This is a genomic window from Salinispora fenicalii (assembly GCF_000514815.1).
Classification (GTDB): Bacteria; Actinomycetota; Actinomycetes; order Mycobacteriales; family Micromonosporaceae; genus Micromonospora; species Micromonospora fenicalii.
In genome coordinates, this window is the sequence record NZ_KI911471.1 from 389,375 (window position 1) to 407,345 (window position 17,971).

Annotated in this window: 19 protein-coding genes and 1 riboswitch; of the genes, 10 read left to right on the top strand and 9 right to left on the bottom strand. The window is 69.7% G+C overall.

The genetic code is table 11. The features are described from left to right. The first annotated feature begins 100 nt into the window (after positions 1 to 100). Entirely contained in the window at positions 101 to 1,609 is a 1,509-nt protein-coding gene (locus tag B116_RS0119710) for an aldehyde dehydrogenase family protein (protein ID WP_027661073.1), read from the top strand. Between the two features lie 166 nt (positions 1,610 to 1,775). Here the strand turns inward: B116_RS0119710 and B116_RS0119715 are convergent, their stop codons facing one another. Next, positions 1,776 to 2,702 (bottom strand): SDR family NAD(P)-dependent oxidoreductase, encoded by a 927-nt coding sequence (locus B116_RS0119715; protein ID WP_027661074.1) that lies wholly within the window; start codon positions 2,700 to 2,702, stop codon positions 1,776 to 1,778. Between the two features lie 74 nt (positions 2,703 to 2,776). Beyond that, positions 2,777 to 3,451 carry a TetR/AcrR family transcriptional regulator gene (locus B116_RS0119720; protein WP_027661075.1) on the bottom strand — a complete coding sequence of 225 codons (675 nt, stop codon included), beginning with the start codon at positions 3,449 to 3,451 and terminating at the stop codon, positions 2,777 to 2,779. Between the two features lie 99 nt (positions 3,452 to 3,550). Here B116_RS0119720 and B116_RS0119725 point away from each other — a divergent pair, with 99 nt between their 5' ends. Next, complete coding sequence (locus B116_RS0119725) at positions 3,551 to 4,642, top strand: Zn-dependent alcohol dehydrogenase (RefSeq protein WP_027661076.1); 1,092 nt, start codon at positions 3,551 to 3,553, stop codon at positions 4,640 to 4,642. Between the two features lie 108 nt (positions 4,643 to 4,750). On the opposite strand, the gene B116_RS0119730 is transcribed toward B116_RS0119725, so the two are convergent. Further along, positions 4,751 to 5,776, bottom strand: coding sequence for an LLM class F420-dependent oxidoreductase (locus tag B116_RS0119730; protein WP_027661077.1), 1,026 nt, complete (start codon positions 5,774 to 5,776; stop codon positions 4,751 to 4,753). Between the two features lie 236 nt (positions 5,777 to 6,012). Here B116_RS0119730 and B116_RS0119735 point away from each other — a divergent pair, with 236 nt between their 5' ends. The 7 genes from B116_RS0119735 to B116_RS0119765 all read left to right on the top strand — a co-directional run bounded on the left by B116_RS0119735 (position 6,013) and on the right by B116_RS0119765 (position 12,032). Further along, entirely contained in the window at positions 6,013 to 6,576 is a 564-nt protein-coding gene (locus B116_RS0119735) for a PadR family transcriptional regulator (protein ID WP_018720051.1), read from the top strand. A 138-nt stretch (positions 6,577 to 6,714) separates the two neighbouring features. Beyond that, positions 6,715 to 8,307: a radical SAM protein gene (locus B116_RS0119740; RefSeq protein WP_018720052.1), complete on the top strand. Its 1,593-nt coding sequence runs from the start codon at positions 6,715 to 6,717 to the stop codon at positions 8,305 to 8,307. After that, positions 8,304 to 9,119, top strand: a complete 816-nt coding sequence (locus tag B116_RS0119745; protein ID WP_027661078.1) for a methyltransferase domain-containing protein — start codon at positions 8,304 to 8,306, stop codon at positions 9,117 to 9,119. The genes B116_RS0119740 and B116_RS0119745 overlap by 4 nt, the downstream gene beginning before the upstream one ends. A 104-nt stretch (positions 9,120 to 9,223) precedes the next feature. Further along, positions 9,224 to 9,394: riboswitch (cobalamin riboswitch) on the top strand. Between the two features lie 29 nt (positions 9,395 to 9,423). Further along, positions 9,424 to 10,104: an energy-coupling factor ABC transporter permease gene (locus B116_RS0119750; RefSeq protein ID WP_027661079.1), complete on the top strand. Its 681-nt coding sequence runs from the start codon at positions 9,424 to 9,426 to the stop codon at positions 10,102 to 10,104. Then, positions 10,101 to 10,451 (top strand): energy-coupling factor ABC transporter substrate-binding protein, encoded by a 351-nt coding sequence (locus B116_RS0119755; protein WP_018720055.1) that lies wholly within the window; start codon positions 10,101 to 10,103, stop codon positions 10,449 to 10,451. Before B116_RS0119750 ends, B116_RS0119755 begins: the two co-directional genes overlap by 4 nt. A 1-nt stretch (position 10,452) precedes the next feature. After that, positions 10,453 to 11,193 (top strand): cobalt ECF transporter T component CbiQ, encoded by a 741-nt coding sequence (gene cbiQ / locus B116_RS0119760; RefSeq protein WP_027661080.1) that lies wholly within the window; start codon positions 10,453 to 10,455, stop codon positions 11,191 to 11,193. After that, positions 11,190 to 12,032, top strand: a complete 843-nt coding sequence (locus tag B116_RS0119765; RefSeq protein WP_027661081.1) for an energy-coupling factor ABC transporter ATP-binding protein — start codon at positions 11,190 to 11,192, stop codon at positions 12,030 to 12,032. Before cbiQ ends, B116_RS0119765 begins: the two co-directional genes overlap by 4 nt. 142 nt (positions 12,033 to 12,174) lie before the next feature. On the opposite strand, the gene B116_RS0119770 is transcribed toward B116_RS0119765, so the two are convergent. The 6 genes from B116_RS0119770 to B116_RS0119795 form a co-directional block, all read right to left on the bottom strand. Continuing rightward, a complete protein-coding gene (locus B116_RS0119770; protein ID WP_027661082.1) occupies positions 12,175 to 12,798 on the bottom strand; it encodes a copper resistance protein CopC in 624 nt (207 codons plus the stop codon). A gap of 16 nt (positions 12,799 to 12,814) precedes the next feature. Further along, positions 12,815 to 14,041 carry a Dyp-type peroxidase gene (locus tag B116_RS0119775; RefSeq protein WP_027661083.1) on the bottom strand — a complete coding sequence of 409 codons (1,227 nt, stop codon included), beginning with the start codon at positions 14,039 to 14,041 and terminating at the stop codon, positions 12,815 to 12,817. After that, positions 14,038 to 14,625 (bottom strand): copper chaperone PCu(A)C, encoded by a 588-nt coding sequence (locus tag B116_RS0119780; RefSeq protein WP_027661084.1) that lies wholly within the window; start codon positions 14,623 to 14,625, stop codon positions 14,038 to 14,040. Before B116_RS0119780 ends, B116_RS0119775 begins: the two co-directional genes overlap by 4 nt. A 96-nt stretch (positions 14,626 to 14,721) precedes the next feature. Continuing rightward, entirely contained in the window at positions 14,722 to 15,504 is a 783-nt protein-coding gene (locus B116_RS0119785; RefSeq protein WP_027661085.1) for a zf-HC2 domain-containing protein, read from the bottom strand. A 56-nt stretch (positions 15,505 to 15,560) separates the two neighbouring features. Continuing rightward, a complete protein-coding gene (locus B116_RS0119790; protein ID WP_018720062.1) occupies positions 15,561 to 16,121 on the bottom strand; it encodes a sigma-70 family RNA polymerase sigma factor in 561 nt (186 codons plus the stop codon). Between the two features lie 174 nt (positions 16,122 to 16,295). Continuing rightward, entirely contained in the window at positions 16,296 to 17,564 is a 1,269-nt protein-coding gene (locus B116_RS0119795) for a MalY/PatB family protein (protein ID WP_027661086.1), read from the bottom strand. 87 nt (positions 17,565 to 17,651) lie between these two features. Here B116_RS0119795 and B116_RS0119800 point away from each other — a divergent pair, with 87 nt between their 5' ends. Continuing rightward, positions 17,652 to 17,921 (top strand): hypothetical protein, encoded by a 270-nt coding sequence (locus B116_RS0119800; RefSeq protein ID WP_018720064.1) that lies wholly within the window; start codon positions 17,652 to 17,654, stop codon positions 17,919 to 17,921. Positions 17,922 to 17,971: the final 50 nt, after the last annotated feature.

A 17,971-nucleotide genomic window follows, 5' to 3' on the forward strand; every position in this document is an offset into this window, starting at 1 on the left:
AGGTATCGATGCCCACCTTGGAACCTGGCAGTGCTCACGGGTTCGGCGTATTCTGCCGAGAAATAGAACAGGTTATACCTGGTCGGCCGTGGAGGTGGGCATGGTTCTCTCGATCAAGTCACGACGGGACGCGGTAGGACTGACCCGGGGGGAACTGCTCCTCGCGGGTGACTGGCGGTCATCGCGGGACGACCGTACGTGGGTGCACCTGCATCCGGCGACGGGCGAGGAGGTGGGGGAGTTCGCGGTCGCGGACGCCGCCGACGTGGACACCGCCGTCCGAGCCGCCCGAACTGCTTTCGACGAGGGGCCCTGGCCCCATAGCCGGGCGAAGGAACGCATTCGGGTGCTGCGGCGGACCGCTGACCTCATCCGTGAGCACGCCGACGAACTGCTTGCGCTTCAGGCGCTCGACAACAGCGTTCCGTTGAGCTTTGGTGACACCTATGCGGTGTCGGCCGAGTGCGCGGCCGACATTTTCGATCACCACGCCGGCTGGGTCGACAAGCTCAGTGGCGAGACGCTGTCGCCCTACCAAGGGGGTGAGCACATGGTGTTCACCCTGCGTGAGCCGATTGGGGTGGTGGCAGCGGTCATCCCGTGGAACGCGCCCCTCCTGCTGGCGGCGCAGAAGCTCGCGCCGGCATTGGCCACCGGGTGCACCGTGGTGCTGAAACCATCCGAGTACGCCACCTTCGCCGTACTGCGACTGGTGCGGATTCTCGAGGAGGCCGGCGTCCCGCCAGGTGTGCTCAACGTGGTGACCGGGCCCGGGGAGACGACCGGTGAGGCGCTGGTCACTCACCCGCTGGTAGACAAGATCACCTTCACTGGCAGCCGTGCGGTGGGCCGGCGGATTTTGCATGCGGCGGCGGACAGAATCACCAGGGTGAGCCTGGAGCTCGGGGGGAAGAGCCCATCGATTGTCTTCGCCGATGCCGACATCTACGCCGCGGCGGCATTGACCATGGGGACAGTCACGGTGGGACTGTCGGGCCAGGTCTGTGTGGCCCATACTCGAGCGCTGGTCCAGCGAGAGGTCTATGACGACTTCCTGTCAATCGCCGCCGGTGCGACCGCCCTGGTGCACTACGGAGATCCCTTCGACGCCGAGACCACCGCCTCACCGCTGATCAACGCGCGGCAGCTGGACCGCGTGCTCGGCTATGTCGGGAAGGGGCAGGCGGAGGGGGCCCGCCTGGTCTGCGGCGGTGAGCGGGTTGGCGGGGAGCTGGCTGCTGGTAACTTTGTGACGCCGGCGCTCTTCGCCGACGTGGCCGGCGACATGACCATCGCCCGGGAGGAGATCTTCGGCCCGGTGCTCGGGGTGACGCCGTTCACCGACGAGCAAGAGGCGGTACGCCTGGCGAATGACACCGAGTACGGACTCGCTGCCACGGTATGGACTAGCGATGTGAAGCGGGCCATGCGTCTGACTCGAGCCGTGCGGGCGGGCACCGTCGGCGTCAACGGCTACCAGGTAGAGCCCCATGCGGCCTTTGGCGGATTCGGCCAGTCCGGTCTCGGGCGGGAGGGCGGCCGCGGCTCGGCGGAGTCATTCACCGAGGTGAAGACGGTCCTACTCCCCACCACGGATGAGCTTATGTAGGTGGCGGGTCGTCGTCGCCGACCGGGCGGAGTGTCCTGGTCGGCGACGGGCGGCCGCCGCAGACCTGGCGTCCGGCGGCCAGCGGCGGGTTGCGGTGCCCGGTGCCCGGCGGCGTCCGCGGCGGCGACCGTCGGTCTGCCGCCGCCGTGACCTCACCCGGGACTGGCTACCGGCTCTCGCCGAACGTGGTCGCAGCCAGCGGCAAGGTGGCCTCGCAGGCGAATCCGGCTCCGGAGGCCTGCTCGCCGAAGAGGGGTCCCAGGGCGTCGTGTAGGGCGGTAGGCGACCAGGACTCACCATCGGTGTGGAAACTTGCGCGCACGGTGGGTGGGGCCAGCACCGCGGCCACACCACCATGGATCACGAAGACCTCGCCGTTGATCGGATCGCCGGCCGGACTGGCGAGGTACCGCACGAGCGGTGCGACGTGCGTTGGGGACAATGGATCGGTCGTCTCCTCCGGGGAGGGTCCCATGAGCTCGCTGGTCATTGCCGTGCGCGCGCGGGGGCAGATGGCATTGGCCCGGACGCCGTACCGGGCGCAGCTCCGCGCGGTCGCGACGGTGAGCGCCACGACGCCGGCTTTCGCGGCGGCGTAGTTTGGCTGGCCGGGTGAGCCGAGCAGAAACGCCTCCGAGGAGGTGTTGATGATTCGGCCGTACACGGGGGCGCCGAGCGCCTTGCTGCGGTTGCGCCAGTAGGCGGTGGCGAAGCGGGTGGTGATGAAGTGACCCCGCAGGTGCACCCGCAGGACGAGGTCCCACTCCTGCGCCGACATCGTGAAGACCATCCGGTCGCGGAGGACGCCGGCATTGTTGACCAGGATGTCCAGTTGGCCGTATCTGTCCAGGGCCGCGCCCAGAAGGGACTCACCGGTCGACCAGTCGCCGATGTCGCCCGGGCACACCGTCGCCTCGCCGCCCGCCGCCGCGATCTCGGCAGCCACCGCCGTGATGGCGTCGCCGGGAAGGTCGTTGAGGATGAGCCGGGCCCCATTCGCGGCCAGTTCGAGGGCTTCCGCGCGCCCCAAGCCGTTTCCCGCCCCGGTCACGATCGCGACCGCGCCATCCAGTGTGAACTGCTGATCTGTCATTGGTGCTCCCTCGTCCGCGGGCAGTCGTAGCTCCGCCGGGCACATCGGTGACCAATCGCTTGCTTGGTAGCGTATCAGCTTCTCGTCGGCTTCGCCCGAGGCGAGCGAGTCGCCCGTGACCCCCCAGCTGACCTGCTGTCCGGGGCGAGAATGCCATCGAAGATCAGGCGAAGGACCGCGTCAGCGATCTGTTCGGCATCCCAGCCGTTACTGCCGTTCTGTCCCCACCGGGTCGGTATCCACAACACGTCCCGCAGTAGTCGGTAGGTCAGTTTGGCGTCCAGATCGGAGCGAAAGAGCCCGCGCTGCTTTCCCCGCTCCAACTGGTCGACCCAGAGGTGCTCGATCTCCCGGGTGGCGGTGCGCAGATAGTCGAAGCGGGGTACCGCGCGGAAGTGGTTCCAGTCGTTCTGCAGCATGGTCAGGGCGGCGCGATGCCGGGCCAGCGTCGCCGCGCTAGAGCGTACGAACTGCTCGATCGTGCGGCGTGGGTCGTCCGTGTCCGCAGCCGCCTCGCGATATCCGGTAAGCACCTCGTTGAGGAAGCCGGAGAGGATTTCGTCCCCGATCGACTCCTTGGAGTCGAAGTGGTGGTAGAGGCTGCCGGAGAGGATGCCGGCCGCATCGGCGATCTCACGCACGGTGGTGGCTCGGAACCCCTTCTCGGCGAACAGTTCTCCGGCGAGGCGTACGAGATGGGTGCGACGCTCCGACGGCAGGCTCGCGCTACTGGCTTTCTTTGTGGTCACGGTCGAATTATGCCGGTCGCCCCGGCCGCACCCCAGCTGCTTGCCCGGGCCCTTGTCGACCCCTAGGCTAGAACAGGTTTCACTTTCGGAGGTGATCTCGTGCGGGCGGCGATCTTTTACACAGCGGGTGACGACAAGGCCGAGATTCGCGATGACGTGACGGTGATCGGGCCGGGTGCGGGGGAGGTCCGGATTCGGGTTCGAGCGGCCGGGGTGTGCCACTCCGATCGCTCAACACGCGATGGGGTGCTGCCGCACCCGATGCCCGTGGTGCTGGGGCACGAGGCAGCCGGCGATGTCGTCGCGGTCGGCGATGGCGTGGACGACCTGGCCGAGGGGGAGCGCGTGGTGGTCAACTGGCTACCGGCGTGTGGGTCCTGCCCCTCCTGCGCGCGGGGGGAGTCCTACCTGTGCTTGACCAACGTGCTGGCCGGCTATGCCCAGCCGCGGTTCCTGGTCGGCGAGACTCCGGTCTTCGCGATGGCCGGGTGTGGCGCCTTCGCCGAAGAGATCGTGATTCCCCGTGCCGGCGCCGTGAAGGTGGCCCCCGATGTGCCGTACGAGGTGGCCGCGCTGGTCGGCTGTGGCGTGATGACCGGCGTCGGTGCTGTGATCAATACCGCCCGGGTCGAGCCGGGTGCCGCGGTCGCGGTGATCGGGTGCGGCGGCGTGGGTATTGCCGCGATTCAGGGAGCGCGGCTCGCCGGCGCCGCCGTCATTGTCGCGGTCGACACGGTCGAGGCCAAGCAGCAGACCGCGCTGCGCTTCGGGGCAACCCACGGGTGCGGCCCGGAGGCTCTGGGTGAGTTGTCAGCTCAGCTCACCGATGGTGAGGGCTTCGACACCGTCTTCGACGTGGTGGCTGTGCCGCAGACGCTGCGGGCGGCGTGGACTGCGGCACGTCGGGGCGGGACGGTGGTGGTCGTGGGTGCCGGTCGCTCCGACCAGCAGGTCACGTTCAGCCCCTTCGAGCTGTTGTTCGAGGGGAAGAGCATTACGTCCTCGCTCTACGGTGCGTCGCAGGCGCCGCGAGATTTTGACCGGATGTTTGACCTCTGGCGGGCCGGCCGACTCGATCTGAGTGAGATGATCACGCACCGCCTGCGGCTGGAGGAGATCGGGGACGCCCTCGCCGCTCTCGGTCGCGGCGACGTGATTCGGCAGGTCATCTGTTACGACGGCGCCAGCTGACCCGCCGATCTGGATTGACCCGGCGATTCCGGTGGCCCACCACCTGACTGCGGCGCGGGCCGCAGTCAGGTGCGCCAACCAGGGTCGGGCGATCGGCTGGACGGGTGCTCAGCCCACCACTTCGACGATCTGGCGTAGCTGCTGGGCGTTGCCCTGAACGAGCAGCGTGGTGACCACGGTCTCGCGCCATCGTTGCAGTTCATCGCGGACCTTGGCGACCGGGCCGATCAGGGCGATGTCCTCCACCAGCGCGGTCGGCACGGCGGCGACGGCCCGCTTCTTGTCGCCCGCCAGGTACGCCTCGGTGATGACGTCGCACTCTTTTTCGTAGCCGAGGCGGGCGAAGACATCCCGGTGGAAGTTGACTGACTTGGCTCCCATGCCGCCCACGTAGAGCGCGACGAAGGGTCGGAGCCGGTCCGCCGCCCGCTCGATGTCGTCGTGGACGACGATCGGTACGGTCGCGGCGACCTCGAAGTTGTCCAGGTCGTGGCGGGCGCCAGGGCGGGCGAAGCCCTCGGCCAGCGCGGCCCGATAGAAGCTGTCCGCCTTGGGGGAGAAGAATATCGGTAGCCAGCCATCGGCGATCTCGGCGGCCAAGGCTACGTTCTTCGGCCCCTCGGCACCGAGGAAGATCGGAATGTCGGCGCGCAGCGGGTGAACGGTGGACTTCAGCGGCTTACCGAGGCCGGTGCCGCCGCGATGCGGCAGTTGGAAGAAGTCGCCGTCGTGTGTGACCGGCCCGGACCGGGCGAGGACGGCACGGATGATCTCGATGTACTCCCGGGTGCGGGCCAGCGGTCGCGGGTACGGCTGGCCGTACCACCCCTCCACGACCTGCGGGCCGGAGACGCCGAGCCCGAGGACGAACCGGCCGCCGGAGAGGTGATCGAGGGTGAGCGCGGCCATCGCCGCGGCCGTCGGAGTGCGGGCCGACATCTGCATGATGTTGGTGCCCAGGCGGACGTTGGAGGTGCTCGCTCCCCACCAGGCGAGTGGGGTCAGGCAATCCGATCCGTATGCCTCGGCGGCCCAGATGGAGTCGAAGCCGAGCCGGTCGGCTTCGGCGATGGCCGCCGTGACGCCCTCGGGTGGCCCGGAGGACCAGTAGCCGGTCGTGTAGCCAAGCTTCATGGGGTGTCCTTCCAGGTCCCCGGGGGTCCCGGGCGCGGGAGAAGCCGGTGGAGCCGCCTCGTTCCGCGTGGTGACGGTGGGCAGGGTGCCGGTGGCCAGGATCAACGGTCAGGAGGACTGCCACCGGTAGTCCTCAACAGGAATAGTCATATCATTGAGTATGGTTCGGGGGAAGGGCCGGCGACGCGGTGCCGGCCCGCCGAACTCCGTCCTCACCCGGAGTGGGAGGTGTGACCATGGCACTGCGGCACGCGGTGTTGGCGGTGCTGCTCGATGGGGAGTACAGCGGCTATCAGCTGGCCAAAATTTTCGACGTTTCCTGCTCCAACTTCTGGTACGCGGTACCCCAGCAGCTCTACGCCGAGTTGACCAAGCTGGAACGGGCGGGGCTCATCGCCGGTCGCCAGGTCATCCAGCACGACCGCCCCAACAAGCGGCTGTTCACGGTCACCCCCGCCGGCCTCGCCGAACTGGCCGCCTTCGCCGCCGTGCCGTCGAAGCCGTCGTCGATCCGGGAGGACCTGCTCGTCATGGTCCAGGCCGTAGACCGGCTCGATCCGGCACCGGTCATCGCTCAGCTCGAAGAGCGGGCGGTCATCGCCGCCGCCAAAGTGGAACTCTTCGACCGGATGCTTCGGCAGCTGCGCGGTGACCTGACCGAGGAGACGTTCCTGCGCGAGAGCGACCGGATCGGGCCGTACCTCACCTGCCTGCGGGGGCGTGGCTTCGAGCAGGAGAATCGCGAATGGTGCGAGCGGGTGGCGGCCCTGCTCCGCGCTCGCGCGCCAGTGTCCAGCTGACCCGCCAGCGCCGGGTTGCTCTTCCACGGCCCAGCCGCCAGCGCGGGGCCAGGACCTTGCTGATCCGGTCAGCCCACGCCGGGCGGTATTCGACCAAGCCGGCGTGCCGGGGCGGCGCGTCGTGGAATGGTGAGAGCCATGAAGCGGGACCGGGATGAGGTGTTCGTCGAGTACACAAAGTCGATCTGCCCGGTCTGCAAGATCGTTGTCGACGCGCAGGTCAACCTCCGCGACGACAAGGTCTATCTCCGTAAGCGCTGCCCTGAGCACGGTCAGTTCGAGGCGTTGGTGTACGGCGACGCGCAGATGTACCTCGACAGCGCGCGATTCAACAAGCCCGGCACGATCCCACTGACCTTCCAGACCGAGGTGCGCGACGGCTGTCCGGCGGACTGTGGGCTGTGCCCGGAACACAAGCAGCACGCCTGCCTGGGCATTATCGAAGTCAATACCGGCTGCAACCTCGACTGCCCGATCTGCTTCGCCGACTCCGGTCATCAGCCCGACGGGTACGCCATCAGCCTCGCCCAGTGTGAGCGGATGCTCGACGTCTTCGTGGCGAGTGAGGGCGAGGCCGAGGTGGTGATGTTCTCCGGCGGAGAGCCCACCATCCATCGCCAGATCCTGGATTTCGTTGACGCCGCACAGGCCCGCCCGATTCGGGCGGTCAACCTGAACACCAACGGAATCCGGCTCGCCAGCGATCGCGCATTCGTGGCAGCGCTCGGCGAGCGGAACCGGCCGGGCCGGGCGGTCAATATCTACCTGCAGTTCGACGGGTTCGACGAGCGAACACACCGGGAGATCCGGGGTCGGGACCTACGCAAGATCAAGCAGCGGGCGTTGGACAACTGTGCCGAGGTCGGCCTGACCGTCACCCTGGTGGCCGCGGTCGAGCGGGGGCTCAACGAGCACGAACTCGGTGCCATCATCAGCCACGGCCTCGCGCACCCGGCGGTGCGCAGCGTCTCGTTCCAGCCGGTCACCCACTCCGGCCGACATACGCCCTTCGATCCGTTGACCCGGCTGACCAACTCCGACATTATTCACCTCGTCGCGCGGCAGCGGCCCGACTGGTTCCGGGCAGAGGACTTCTTCCCGGTGCCGTGCTGCTTCCCGACCTGCCGATCGATCACCTATCTGCTCACCTCGGGCACGCCCGGCGCCGAGGACTTCGCGGTGGTGCCGATTCCCCGGCTGCTCGATGTGGCGGACCACCTCGACTACGTCGCCAACCGGGTGGTGCCCGACCCGGCCATCCGGGAGGCGTTGGAGAAGCTCTGGTCAGCCTCGGCTTTCATGGGCACCGACACGACCAGCGCACGCCTCGCCCAGGCCGCCGCGGCGCTGGACTGCGCCGATGCGTGCGGCGTCAACCTACCGGAGGCGGTCGCGGACCTGACCGACCGAGCCTTCATGATCGTGATCCAGGACTTTCAGGACCCGTACACCCTGAACGTGCGGCAGCTGATGAAGTGCTGCGTTGAAGAGATCACTCCGGACGGCAGACTGATCCCGTTCTGCGCCTATAATTCGGTCGGCTACCGGGAACAGGTCCGCGAACAGATGTCCGGGGTACCGGTCGCCGACGTGGTGCCCAACGCACTCGCGCTGCGCGCGATGATCACCGACTCCCCGTACGGGTCGAAGGTCGCCCAGCGTTCCGACGACGCTGCCGCCCGGCGGCGGGTAGCACCGGACGCCACGAACGTCGGGCGGCGGATCCGGTGACGTCGAGGAGCGAGCCAGCGGCGTCTCCGAAGAGTTGCTGCGCCGCGGTCTACGGCTCGGACCTGGTCGCCCTCCTTCTTGGCGAGGCATACCATCCCGGGGACTCGTCGCTGACCCGCCGGCTCGCCGCCCGAACGGCGCTGACCAGCGGTGAACGCGTACTCGATGTGGCGAGTGGACGGGGCGCCAGCGCGCTGCTACTGGCGTCCGAGTACGGCTGCACGGTGACCGGGGTGGACCTAGCCGGTCCCAACGTCGCGGCGGCTACCCGGGAGGCCCGGTCGGTTGGGCTCGCCGACCGAGTGCGGTTCCGGCAGGGAGACGCCGAGCGGCTCAGCGTCGACTCGCACTCGGTTGACGTGGTGGTCTGCGAATGCGCCTTCTGTACCTTCCCCGACAAGCCCACGGCAGCGGCGGAACTGGCCCGGGTGCTGGTCCCGGGCGGCCGGCTGGGGATGGCCGATGTCATCGCCGTCCCGGACCGGCTGCCACCCGAACTTACTGGATTGGGAGCGTGGATCGCCTGCGTTGCCGATGCGCGTCCCCTCGACGAGTACGTCGCCCTGCTGGCCGGCGCGGGGTTGACGACAATCCATACCGAACGGCACGACGCCGCGGTCACCACGATGATTGATCAGATCGAGGCGCGCCTGACCGTGCTGCGGTTGACCGCTGCGGACCAGGCCGCAGCGCTCGGCCTGGACTTCTCCCTCGCCCCGGCGGTCCTGGCCGCGGCGCGCGCCGCGGTCGCCGACGGTGTACTCGGCTACGCCATCCTGACAGCCAGGAAGTCGGGTTCTGGCCTGCGCTGAACCTCTCGGCTCGCGGCCGAACGGGGCAGCGGTTCGTTGTAGCTGACCGACCCGCGCGCGTCGATTGACGGGAAGCGACAGCTTGCCGTCCGGGCGGGCGCCCGATAACCTCTCGCCGTCAAGGTGCACGGGAAGCCGGTGGAAGACCGGCGCGGCCCTCGCCACTGTGACCGGGTAGTGATCTCTGACTATGCCACTGGGCCAACCAGGCCTGGGAAGGCTGGAGTGAACGTCGATCCGGAAGCCAGGAGACCGGCCTTGACACGGATCTCATCCACGAGGTGCTGGAAGGGAAGGTCATTCGATGCATATCGCCGAGGGGTATCTCCCTCCGGAACAGGCTGCGGCATGGTTCGTCGTATCCGCGCCATTCGTCGTCCACGGTAGTCGGGCCCTGGTCCGGCAGGTCCGTGCAGATCCTGACTCGAAACTGCTGCTCGGAGCGGCCGGCGCCTTCACCTTCGCGCTATCCGCATTGAAGATCCCGTCGGTGACCGGGTCGAGTTCCCACCCGACCGGCACCGGGCTGGGGGCGGTGCTGTTCCGACCGCCGGTCATGAGTGTGCTGGGCGGCATCGTCCTGCTATTCCAAGCCCTGCTGCTGGCCCACGGTGGGCTGAGCACGCTGGGCGCGAACGTCTTCTCGATGGCGATCGTCGGCCCCTGGGTGGCGTATGGGAGCTACACCATGGTGCGTCGTGTCGGTGGTGGCCTGGACCCGGCGGTGTTCGCCGCTGCGACCCTGGGCAGCCTGGCGACGTACAGTGTCACCGTCGCCCAGCTGGCCCTGGCGTTCCCCGACCCGATGTCGGGCATCGTCGGTGCGCTGGCGAAATTCGGCGGGATCTTCGCCGTGACCCAGATCCCGCTGGCGATCAGTGAGGGACTGCTGACCGTTCTGGTGGTCCGCCTGCTGGGTCGGACCAGCGGGGATGACCTGCGTCGGCTCGGCCTGCTGCGTCCGGCTGCGGAGGTACGGGCATGAAGCGCTTCTCTCGGGTGAATCTGTTGCTGCTGCTCGCGGTGCTGCTCCTGGCGGTGGTGCCGCTGGCGTTCGGCCTCGGGTCGGGGGAGGAACCCTTCTCCGGTGCGGACGCCGTTGCCGAGCAGGCCATCGTGGACGACCACCCCGACTACCAGCCGTGGTTCTCGCCGATTTACGAGCCGCCGTCAGCCGAGCTGGAGTCGGCCCTCTTCGCTCTCCAGGCCGCGCTCGGCGCCGGCCTGCTCGGCTACTACTTCGGCGTTGCCCGGACCCGGCAGCGGCAGCGCGACGCCGCCAGTCGGCAGTGGCAGGGGCAGCGCGACGCCGCGAGTCGGCAGCGCGGCTAGCGTGTTCGCCCTCGACATCGCCGCGCACACCGGCCCCTGGCGGACCCGGCACCCCGCCGAGAAGGCACTGCTCGCGCTCGGGCTGCTGGTCTGCGCGGTGGCCCTGCCCACCTGGCCCAGCGCACTCCTGTCCGGTGGTGCGGCGGCGGTGCTGCTGGCCGCCGCACGGGTGCCGCCGGTCGTGGTGCTGCGGGCGGCCCGGGTGCCGTTGCTCTTTGTGGCCACATCGACGGTCCCATTGCTGGTGTCGATGCCGGCTCCAGCCCGGCTGGCCATTGATCCCGCGGGCCTGCCGGTGGCGGTACAGACCGCGGGCCGGTCCGTGGCGGCGTTGACCTGCCTGCTGCTGTTCACCGCCACCACGCCGTTGTCGGATGTCCTGCCCCGACTGCACCGGCTGGGGATCCCCCCGGCGGTCACCGAGGTTGCCGCGCTGACGTACCGGATGCTCTTCTTGCTGGTGCAGAGCGTGCGTGCGGTCCGGCAGGCGCAGGCGGGCCGGCTTGGCTTCCGTACCTGGCGAACCACCTACCGGTCCCTGGCCGGTCAGGCGGGGGCGGTGTTCGTCCGGGCGTTGCACCGGGCACGGCGGCTGGAGGAAGGACTGGCGGTGCGGGGCTACACCGGCTCGCTCGCCGTGCAGGTGGCGGCCCACCGGGTATCGGTGCCGTTCGTCGCGGCGACCACGGCGTTGCTCGGCGCGATCGTCATAGCCAGCACCGGGGTGGTGTCCCCTTGGTGAGCGCCCCACTGCTGGAGTTCGACGAGGTGGGCTTCGCCTACCAACCGGGTCGGCCGATCCTGACCGGGGTCAACCTTCGGGTCGCCCCGGGGCAGCGGTTAGCCGTGCTGGGCCCGAACGGTGGCGGGAAGACAACGCTGTTCCGGCTGGCGGCCGGCTCGCTGCGGCCCGCCACGGGCCAGATCGCCGTCGCCGGCACCCGGGTGCGGTACAACCGGGCCGGCCTACGGGAGCTGCGGCAGCAGGTACAACTGGTGGTGCAGGACCCGGACGATCAGCTCTTCTCCGCCAACGTCCGGCAGGATGTCTCCTTCGGGCCGGTCAACCTTGGGCTACCGGCCGAGCAGGTACGGCGACGCTGCGAGGCGGCGCTGGCGGCGCTCGGGGTGTCGGGGGTCGCCGATCGACCCACCCATCTGCTCTCCTACGGCCAGCGCAAGCGGGTGGCCATCGCCGGCGCGGTCGCGATGCACCCGCGGCTGCTCATTCTCGACGAACCGACCGCCGGGCTCGATCCGGCTGGGGTGGAAGCACTGCTGCGGACCCTGTACGACCTGCACACCGCGGGTACGACGGTGGTGCTCTCCACCCACGATGTCGACCTCGCCTTCCGCTGGGCGGACGCGGTGGCGGTGGTCTCCGGCGGTGGCGTGCGGACCGTAGCCACGGCGGATGGCCTTGCCGACGGCGGGCTGCTCGCGGCGGCACACCTGGTGCCGGCGTGGGCGCCGCTGGTGCACCGGCTCCTGGACCGGATTCCGGATCTGGCGGGGGCCCGCCCGCGCGCGGTGACCGAGCTCGCTGAGCTGCTCAACGACGCTGCGCCAGAGGAACGGTGAACACCGCCCGGCGTAGCGCCGCATCGGGGAAGCCGTCGAAACCCGGCGGGCAACACGGTCGTATCAGCGGCGCTGGTCTCGCTGGGGTAGGGCGCTCAAAGGGGGTCGGGGCAGCGCTCAGCACCGCCCCGACCCCCTTTGGTCAGGTCGTGCTGCGTCGGCGGCGTAGTAGCACCACCAGGCCGCCGGCTACCAGGACCAGCAGGATCCCGCCGCCGATCACCGCCGGCGCGCCGATCCCGTCTCCGCCGCCGTCGTTGTCGGTCGCCGCCACCGGGCTGGCCGACCCGGGCTCCGTCGGCGCCGTGGTGGGCTCGGCCGCGGGGGACGACTCCGCCGGCTCCGGGGTCGGCGCCTCGGCACCAGCGGGGTCGGCGACAGTGAACGCGTACGAGCCTTGGACCGGGTGCCCGTCGGCGGAGACGACCCGGTAGGCGACGGTGTAGGTGCCGTTCGCCAGGGTTCCGTCGATACTTATCGTGCCTTCTGCCCCGGTAACCACTGGTTCACTGGTCGGAACTTTCTGCTCCGCAGCATCGGAGAGGACGATGGTGGTGAACGCCGGATCCAGCTTCTGGAGGAACTTCAATGTGATCTCGGTCGGCGCCATGTCCAGCTCGGCGTCCTTGGCCGGTGTGGTGGCCGTCAGGGAATTGTGCGCGGCGGCCGGGGAGGCCGGCACGAGCAGCAGCGCGGCGGCGGCGAGGGCGGCGGCGAGGGCGGCGGCGAGGAAGCCGGCGGGTCTCGGGCGGGTGTTGGTCCGCATGGTTCTCCTGTCGAGGTCAGCCGAGCAGTTGCTGGCCGATCCAGCCGCCCTCGGGGCAGCCGGGTGGGATCGCGAAGACGGCAGAGCCGATCGGGGTGGTCCACTCGTTGAGTAGGTCCCGTTCGGCCAGTCGTCGTTGGATGGGTAGGAACTGACGGGTGACGTCGGCCTGGTACGAAGCGAAGATCAGGCCGCTGTCTGCAGTCCCGTCGGCGCTGGGTACGCCGTCGTAATTGTAGGGGCGGCGCAGAATCCGGAGCCGGTCCTCGGTGACGTGGGAGCGGGTCAGGTGCGAGAAGTCCGGGATGACGGTGAGCCCGTTCGACCCGAGGGCGTTGAAGTCGGGCTCGTCGTGTTCCTCCGCGCCCGTCAGTGGCGCGCCGGTGTCGAGCCGGCGGCCGACGGACAGCTCTCGGTCGGTGCGGCCGAGCAGGTCCCATGTCTCCAGGTTCATGCTGATCCGCCGGACGACCAGGGTGGTGCTGTCACGCAGCCACGCCGGCCCGTCCGGTACCCACACCGCGGTCTCCAGGGGGGCGCCTGGCTTCGGGTTGGCGGTGCCGTCGAGTTGGCCGAACAGGTTCCGCTGGGTGCGACCCGGCTCGGCCCCGGCCGCGCGTCGGAAGCCTTGCTGCACCCAGGCGACGGTGGCGAAGGGTCGGCTGTCCTTCACCAGCACCCGCTGGGCGTGCGCGACGGTCAGCGGGTCGTCGGCGCAGATCTGCAGCAGCAGGTCCCCGCCGGACCAGTGGGGGGAGAGCCGGTCGATCCGGAACGCCGGGAGGGCGGCCACCGATGGTGGCCGCCGCTCGTCGAGGTTGGCCGCCTGGTAGAAGCCGGGACCGAAGCCAAAGGTTACGGTCAGCCGGGCTGGCAGCAGCCCGAGCTCCGGCTCGGTGTCGGCCAGGGCGGGACGGCCTTGGGTGAGGCGGGCGGCGTCGTCAGAGAGCAGTCGCAGCATCCGCCCCAGCGTCTCTCGGTCCGTCTCCGGCCGGAGGGCGAGGGCGACGAACGCCGCATATGCCTGCGGTTCGGTGGCGACCCCAGCTTGACGGGTCCCGTGGAACGGTTCGACGGCGAGCCCGATCTCCGCCACCGGTGTTGTCTTGGTGGGGCGGGTCGCGGATTCATCGGAGCCGACGGCGGTGACCGCCACGGCGGCACCGAGCGCGCCACCGGCAGCCAGGGCACCGCCAGCGAGTAGACCGCGTCGGCTCACCGCGCGGGGACCGCTCCCAGTCATGACGCTGCGCTGGGGCTCATGGACATGTCCGGCATGCTGTGCTCGGGGTTGTAGCTCTCCTCCGCGCCGGTGAACGGCTTCGCCACCGCCGTGAACGACTGGGTCCGCCCGTCGGCGAAGGCGAGGGTGAAGGTCAGCTCATCCCCGGCCTGCACCGGCTGCTGCAGATCCAGCATCATGAGGTGGTCGCCGCCGGGCTCGAGCGTGTGGCTGCTCTTCGCCTTGATCACGATGCCGCCCCGCTTGGCCTGCATGACCATTTCCCCATCCTTCATGGCCATCTCATGCAGCTCCATCGGTGACACCTCGGTGCTGACGCCGGTCAGGGTCACATCGGCGTCGCTCTCGTTCACCAGGGTAGCGAACGCCGAGGTCATCCCCTGGTCGGCGGCCTTCACCCATGGGTCGTTGATCACGACCACACCGGCGGGGGCATCCGCCGACGGGGCGGCCGTCTCCGACGGGGGTGGGTTGGTCGCCGACGAGTCGTCGGACGAGCCACAGCCGGCCATGGCGGCGGTCAGCAGGGCGGCGGCGACCAGGGCGGCCGGGCGTAGGTGCCGACCGGTGATGTTGCGTGGCATGTAGACCTCTCTGAGTTCGGTGTTGACTGTTGGTCGGTTTGTCGGGGCGGGAAAGTTCCCGGTGATTCGGTTAGCAACATCACCGGCGTCGAGCGCTCAGGCCGCAGCGCTGTCCCGGTGGCGTGCCGAACCCGGAACCGGCGGGGGCACGAGCCGCAGACCCGGCGCGGGCGGCTCATCCTCGGCCGGGATGCGCCAGCGGGGCCGATCACTGTGCCGGTCGGCGGGTGGGCCACCCGGGTGCAGGCCCGGCCGGGACATGGCCACGACGATCGCATAGCCAACGAAGAGGAATCCGTGGCTGACCAGCCGGGCGGTCTCCACCCGGCCGGTCATCAGGTCGTTGACCGACAAGAGCACCAGCGTGCCGACGAAGGCGCTCAACATGGGCAGCAGCCCGGTCGGCGGGGTGCGGCGGGCGGCCACGAACAGGAACCCGGCGCCGACGGCGATGTTCCACGCCGCTGCCTCGTGCCACAGGTGGCCCGAGGCCAGTGGCCCACCGGCGTGGATGTGCGGGCCCGCTGCCGCCTGACCGACCTGGGTCAGACCCAGCATGACCTGCAGCGCCCCGGTAAGCCCGAGTGCTGCGCGCAGGGCGATCACCAGCCGCTGCCGCCACGGCGGCCGCGTCGATGACCCCGCCGGGGCTGCTGCCGGGGTCGTCGTGGGGAGCGCGGCCAGGACCGCATCGGTGAGGTCGGGGCCGATCACACTGACCGACAGCCGGGCTCGGCGGGTGATCGCCGCCGCCTGGTCGAACCACGTCCGGCACGCGTCGCAGCCGGCCAGGTGGGAGTCGGCTGCCGCCCGCTCGGCCGGGGTCTCCTCCCCGTCCAACTGCGCCGACAACACCTCGCGCCACTGCTCACACCCCATGCTCCGGTAGTCGGACCGGGGCCGGTGTTGGTTCCCGCGCAACTCGGGAAGGGGCGTTAGCCAGCTGCGGTGTGCCGGGCCGATCCGCCGGAGTGGGTCTGAAGCGCGACAACCAGGTCTTCCCGAGCCCGGGACACTCGGGACCTGATTGTCCCGACCGGGCAGCCGCAGACCTGTGCGGCCTCGGCGTAGGAGAGGCCGAGAACCTGGGTGACCACGAAGGCCTCGCGGCGTTCGGTCGGCAGCGCCGCGATGATCTGTTCCAGGTCGACCTGCCGGTCGAAGCCGCTCTCGTCGGTGTCGGTGATGTCGTGGGAGTCCGTCATCGGGACTGTCCGCGGACGGGACGTGGCGGTCCGCACATGGTCCACCGCGACCCGTCGGGCGATGCTGAACAACCAGGTACGCGCCGAGGAGCGGCCGGCGAACGAGGGCAGCGACCGCAGTGCGCGCAGGTAGGTCTCCTGCGTCAGGTCATCCGCCTCGGCCGGAGAGATCAAGGCGGCCAGGAAGCGCCGGACTTGTTGCTGGGTCGCCCGGATGAAGGCGGCGGCAGCCGCCTGGTCACCGCGTCCCGCGTCGAGAGCCCACGAGGTGACATCGGTGTCATCGGTCACGGGGGTACCTCCGGGTCGCCGTTCGGAGCGAACGACGGGCACAAAATGCCCGTACGAGACGGCTGAGCATCGTGCTGAACGGTAGCGTACGACATTCCCGGCGCGCCGGTCTCTCGCCGGTCCGGGACCGCTAAATCGCGCGATCCAGGTCGCGGTGTCATCGTCGGCCCGGCATCAGTTCGGGGCGGTGGCTTCCGCCTCCCGGGCAGCCCGACCCATGCGGGCGACGGCGTCGGTGAGAATGGCGGGGGAGGTGGCGAAGTTCAGCCGAACCCAGCCCGCTCCACCGGTGCCGAAGGCGTGCCCGGAGCTGACGGCCACCCGCGCGCGTTCCAAGAACAGCTCGGCTGGACCGGCGCTGACCTCGCCGGGTGCGCTGTCGGCCGGACCGGGTGCGCGGCCGGATTGATCAGCGTGCGGGCCGAGTCGCCGGCAGTCCAGCCAGGCCAGGTAGGTGCCTTCGGGGCGGTGGTAGCCGACGGTGGGCAGGTGCTCGGCCAACAGCGTCTCAAGCCGGGCCCGGTTGGCGTGTAGGCCGTCGAGGAGGTGGTCGAGCCACTCGCCGCCCGCCCGAAGGGCAGCGGTCTGCGCGACGACACCCAGGTGGCTTGGTCCGTGGCTGACTTCCTCCGGCATCCGGGCCAGGTCGGCCGCGGCGCGCGGCCCCGCGATCGCGAGGGCCGCCTTCAAGCCGGCGAGGTTCCACGCCTTGGAGCCGGAGATCACCGCGAAGGCATCCTGGGTGCCGGTGACGGTCAGGTACGGGGTGAGGTCTGCCCCCGGCAGCGCCAACGGAGCGTGGATCTCGTCGGAGATCACCCGTACGCCGTGCCGGTTGGCCAACTCGGCGACGGCCTCGAGTTCCGCGCGGCGGTGTACCACCCCGGTGGGGTTGTGCGGGTTGCACAGCAGGAAGGCCGGCCGTTCGCTGCGGGCACGGGCGTGCCGGAAGGCCTCGTCGAGGGCGGCGAGGTCGATCCGTAGGTCGGCCCCGAGCGGGGCCTCGACCACCTGCCGTCCGGCATGCCGGACGAATGCGTAGAAGGGCGGGTAGACCGGGGAGCAGACGACCACGGCGTCGCCGGGGCTGGTCACCAGCCGGAGTACCTCGACGACGCCCAGCATCACGTCGGGTACCACCGCGGTTCGGCCGGGGGAGAAGTCGGTCCAGCCCCAGCGTTCGGCGACGAATTCGCCGAACGCCTCCGCGTACCCCGCTGGGTGGGCGTAGCCGGTGTCACCGAGTGCGATGGCGCGCTGTAGCGCGTCGGTGATGGCGGGAGCGAGGGGGACATCCATCTCCGCTACCCAGAGCGGAAGCACGTCCGGGGCGTAGTTGCCCCACTTCATGCTGGTACGTCGCCGGAGTTGTTCCAGCGTGAGCTGGGTGAGTGGGTTCGGTGTGGCGGTGGGGTGACCGCCAGAGGGCGTGGAGCGGGACATCCGCCCACCCTAGGCCGTCCGGCGGCGGATGGACTCTCGGGCGGTATGCGCTTGCCCAACTATTGAACGACTGTTTAATGTAGCGGAGTGGCATCGGTTGGCGGGGGTTTCGAGACTCGGGTTGGCGGCTTCGTCACCACGGGTATCTGCCCGGCTGCCGCGATTGACGGATCAGGTCGCACGGCCGGGTCTCGCCCCGGCACCGAGGGGATCGCGGCGCCGGCCGTCGAACGTTTCACCCAAGGGCTGCACGTCAATCGCGCGATGCTTGACGACTATCTGATGTACGTCCCAGATCCGCCCGTGGCGGGCGACGCCGAAGGCACTGCGCACCGGCTGTCACGCCCCCCGGCGTGAACTTCTCCGCGGCGGCTCACCGACTTCTCGTGGGCTTCGCCGTGATCGAC

What these genes read in the sequence shown, in the direction of transcription:
- B116_RS0119735 (WP_018720051.1), top strand. Translation starts at nt 6,013, where the DNA reads ATGGCACTGCGGCACGCGGTGTTGGCGGTGCTGCTCGATGGGGAGTAC.
- B116_RS0119740 (WP_018720052.1), top strand. Translation starts at nt 6,715, where the DNA reads ATGAAGCGGGACCGGGATGAGGTGTTCGTCGAGTACACAAAGTCGATC.
- B116_RS0119750 (WP_027661079.1), top strand. Translation starts at nt 9,424, where the DNA reads ATGCATATCGCCGAGGGGTATCTCCCTCCGGAACAGGCTGCGGCATGG.
- B116_RS0119780 (WP_027661084.1), bottom strand. Translation starts at nt 14,625, where the DNA reads ATGCCACGCAACATCACCGGTCGGCACCTACGCCCGGCCGCCCTGGTC.
- B116_RS0119715 (WP_027661074.1), bottom strand. Translation starts at nt 2,702, where the DNA reads ATGACAGATCAGCAGTTCACACTGGATGGCGCGGTCGCGATCGTGACC.
- B116_RS0119755 (WP_018720055.1), top strand. Translation starts at nt 10,101, where the DNA reads ATGAAGCGCTTCTCTCGGGTGAATCTGTTGCTGCTGCTCGCGGTGCTG.
- B116_RS0119795 (WP_027661086.1), bottom strand. Translation starts at nt 17,564, where the DNA reads ATGTCCCGCTCCACGCCCTCTGGCGGTCACCCCACCGCCACACCGAAC.
- B116_RS0119710 (WP_027661073.1), top strand. Translation starts at nt 101, where the DNA reads ATGGTTCTCTCGATCAAGTCACGACGGGACGCGGTAGGACTGACCCGG.
- B116_RS0119785 (WP_027661085.1), bottom strand. Translation starts at nt 15,504, where the DNA reads ATGGGGTGTGAGCAGTGGCGCGAGGTGTTGTCGGCGCAGTTGGACGGG.
- B116_RS0119730 (WP_027661077.1), bottom strand. Translation starts at nt 5,776, where the DNA reads ATGAAGCTTGGCTACACGACCGGCTACTGGTCCTCCGGGCCACCCGAG.
- B116_RS0119775 (WP_027661083.1), bottom strand. Translation starts at nt 14,041, where the DNA reads ATGACTGGGAGCGGTCCCCGCGCGGTGAGCCGACGCGGTCTACTCGCT.
- B116_RS0119770 (WP_027661082.1), bottom strand. Translation starts at nt 12,798, where the DNA reads ATGCGGACCAACACCCGCCCGAGACCCGCCGGCTTCCTCGCCGCCGCC.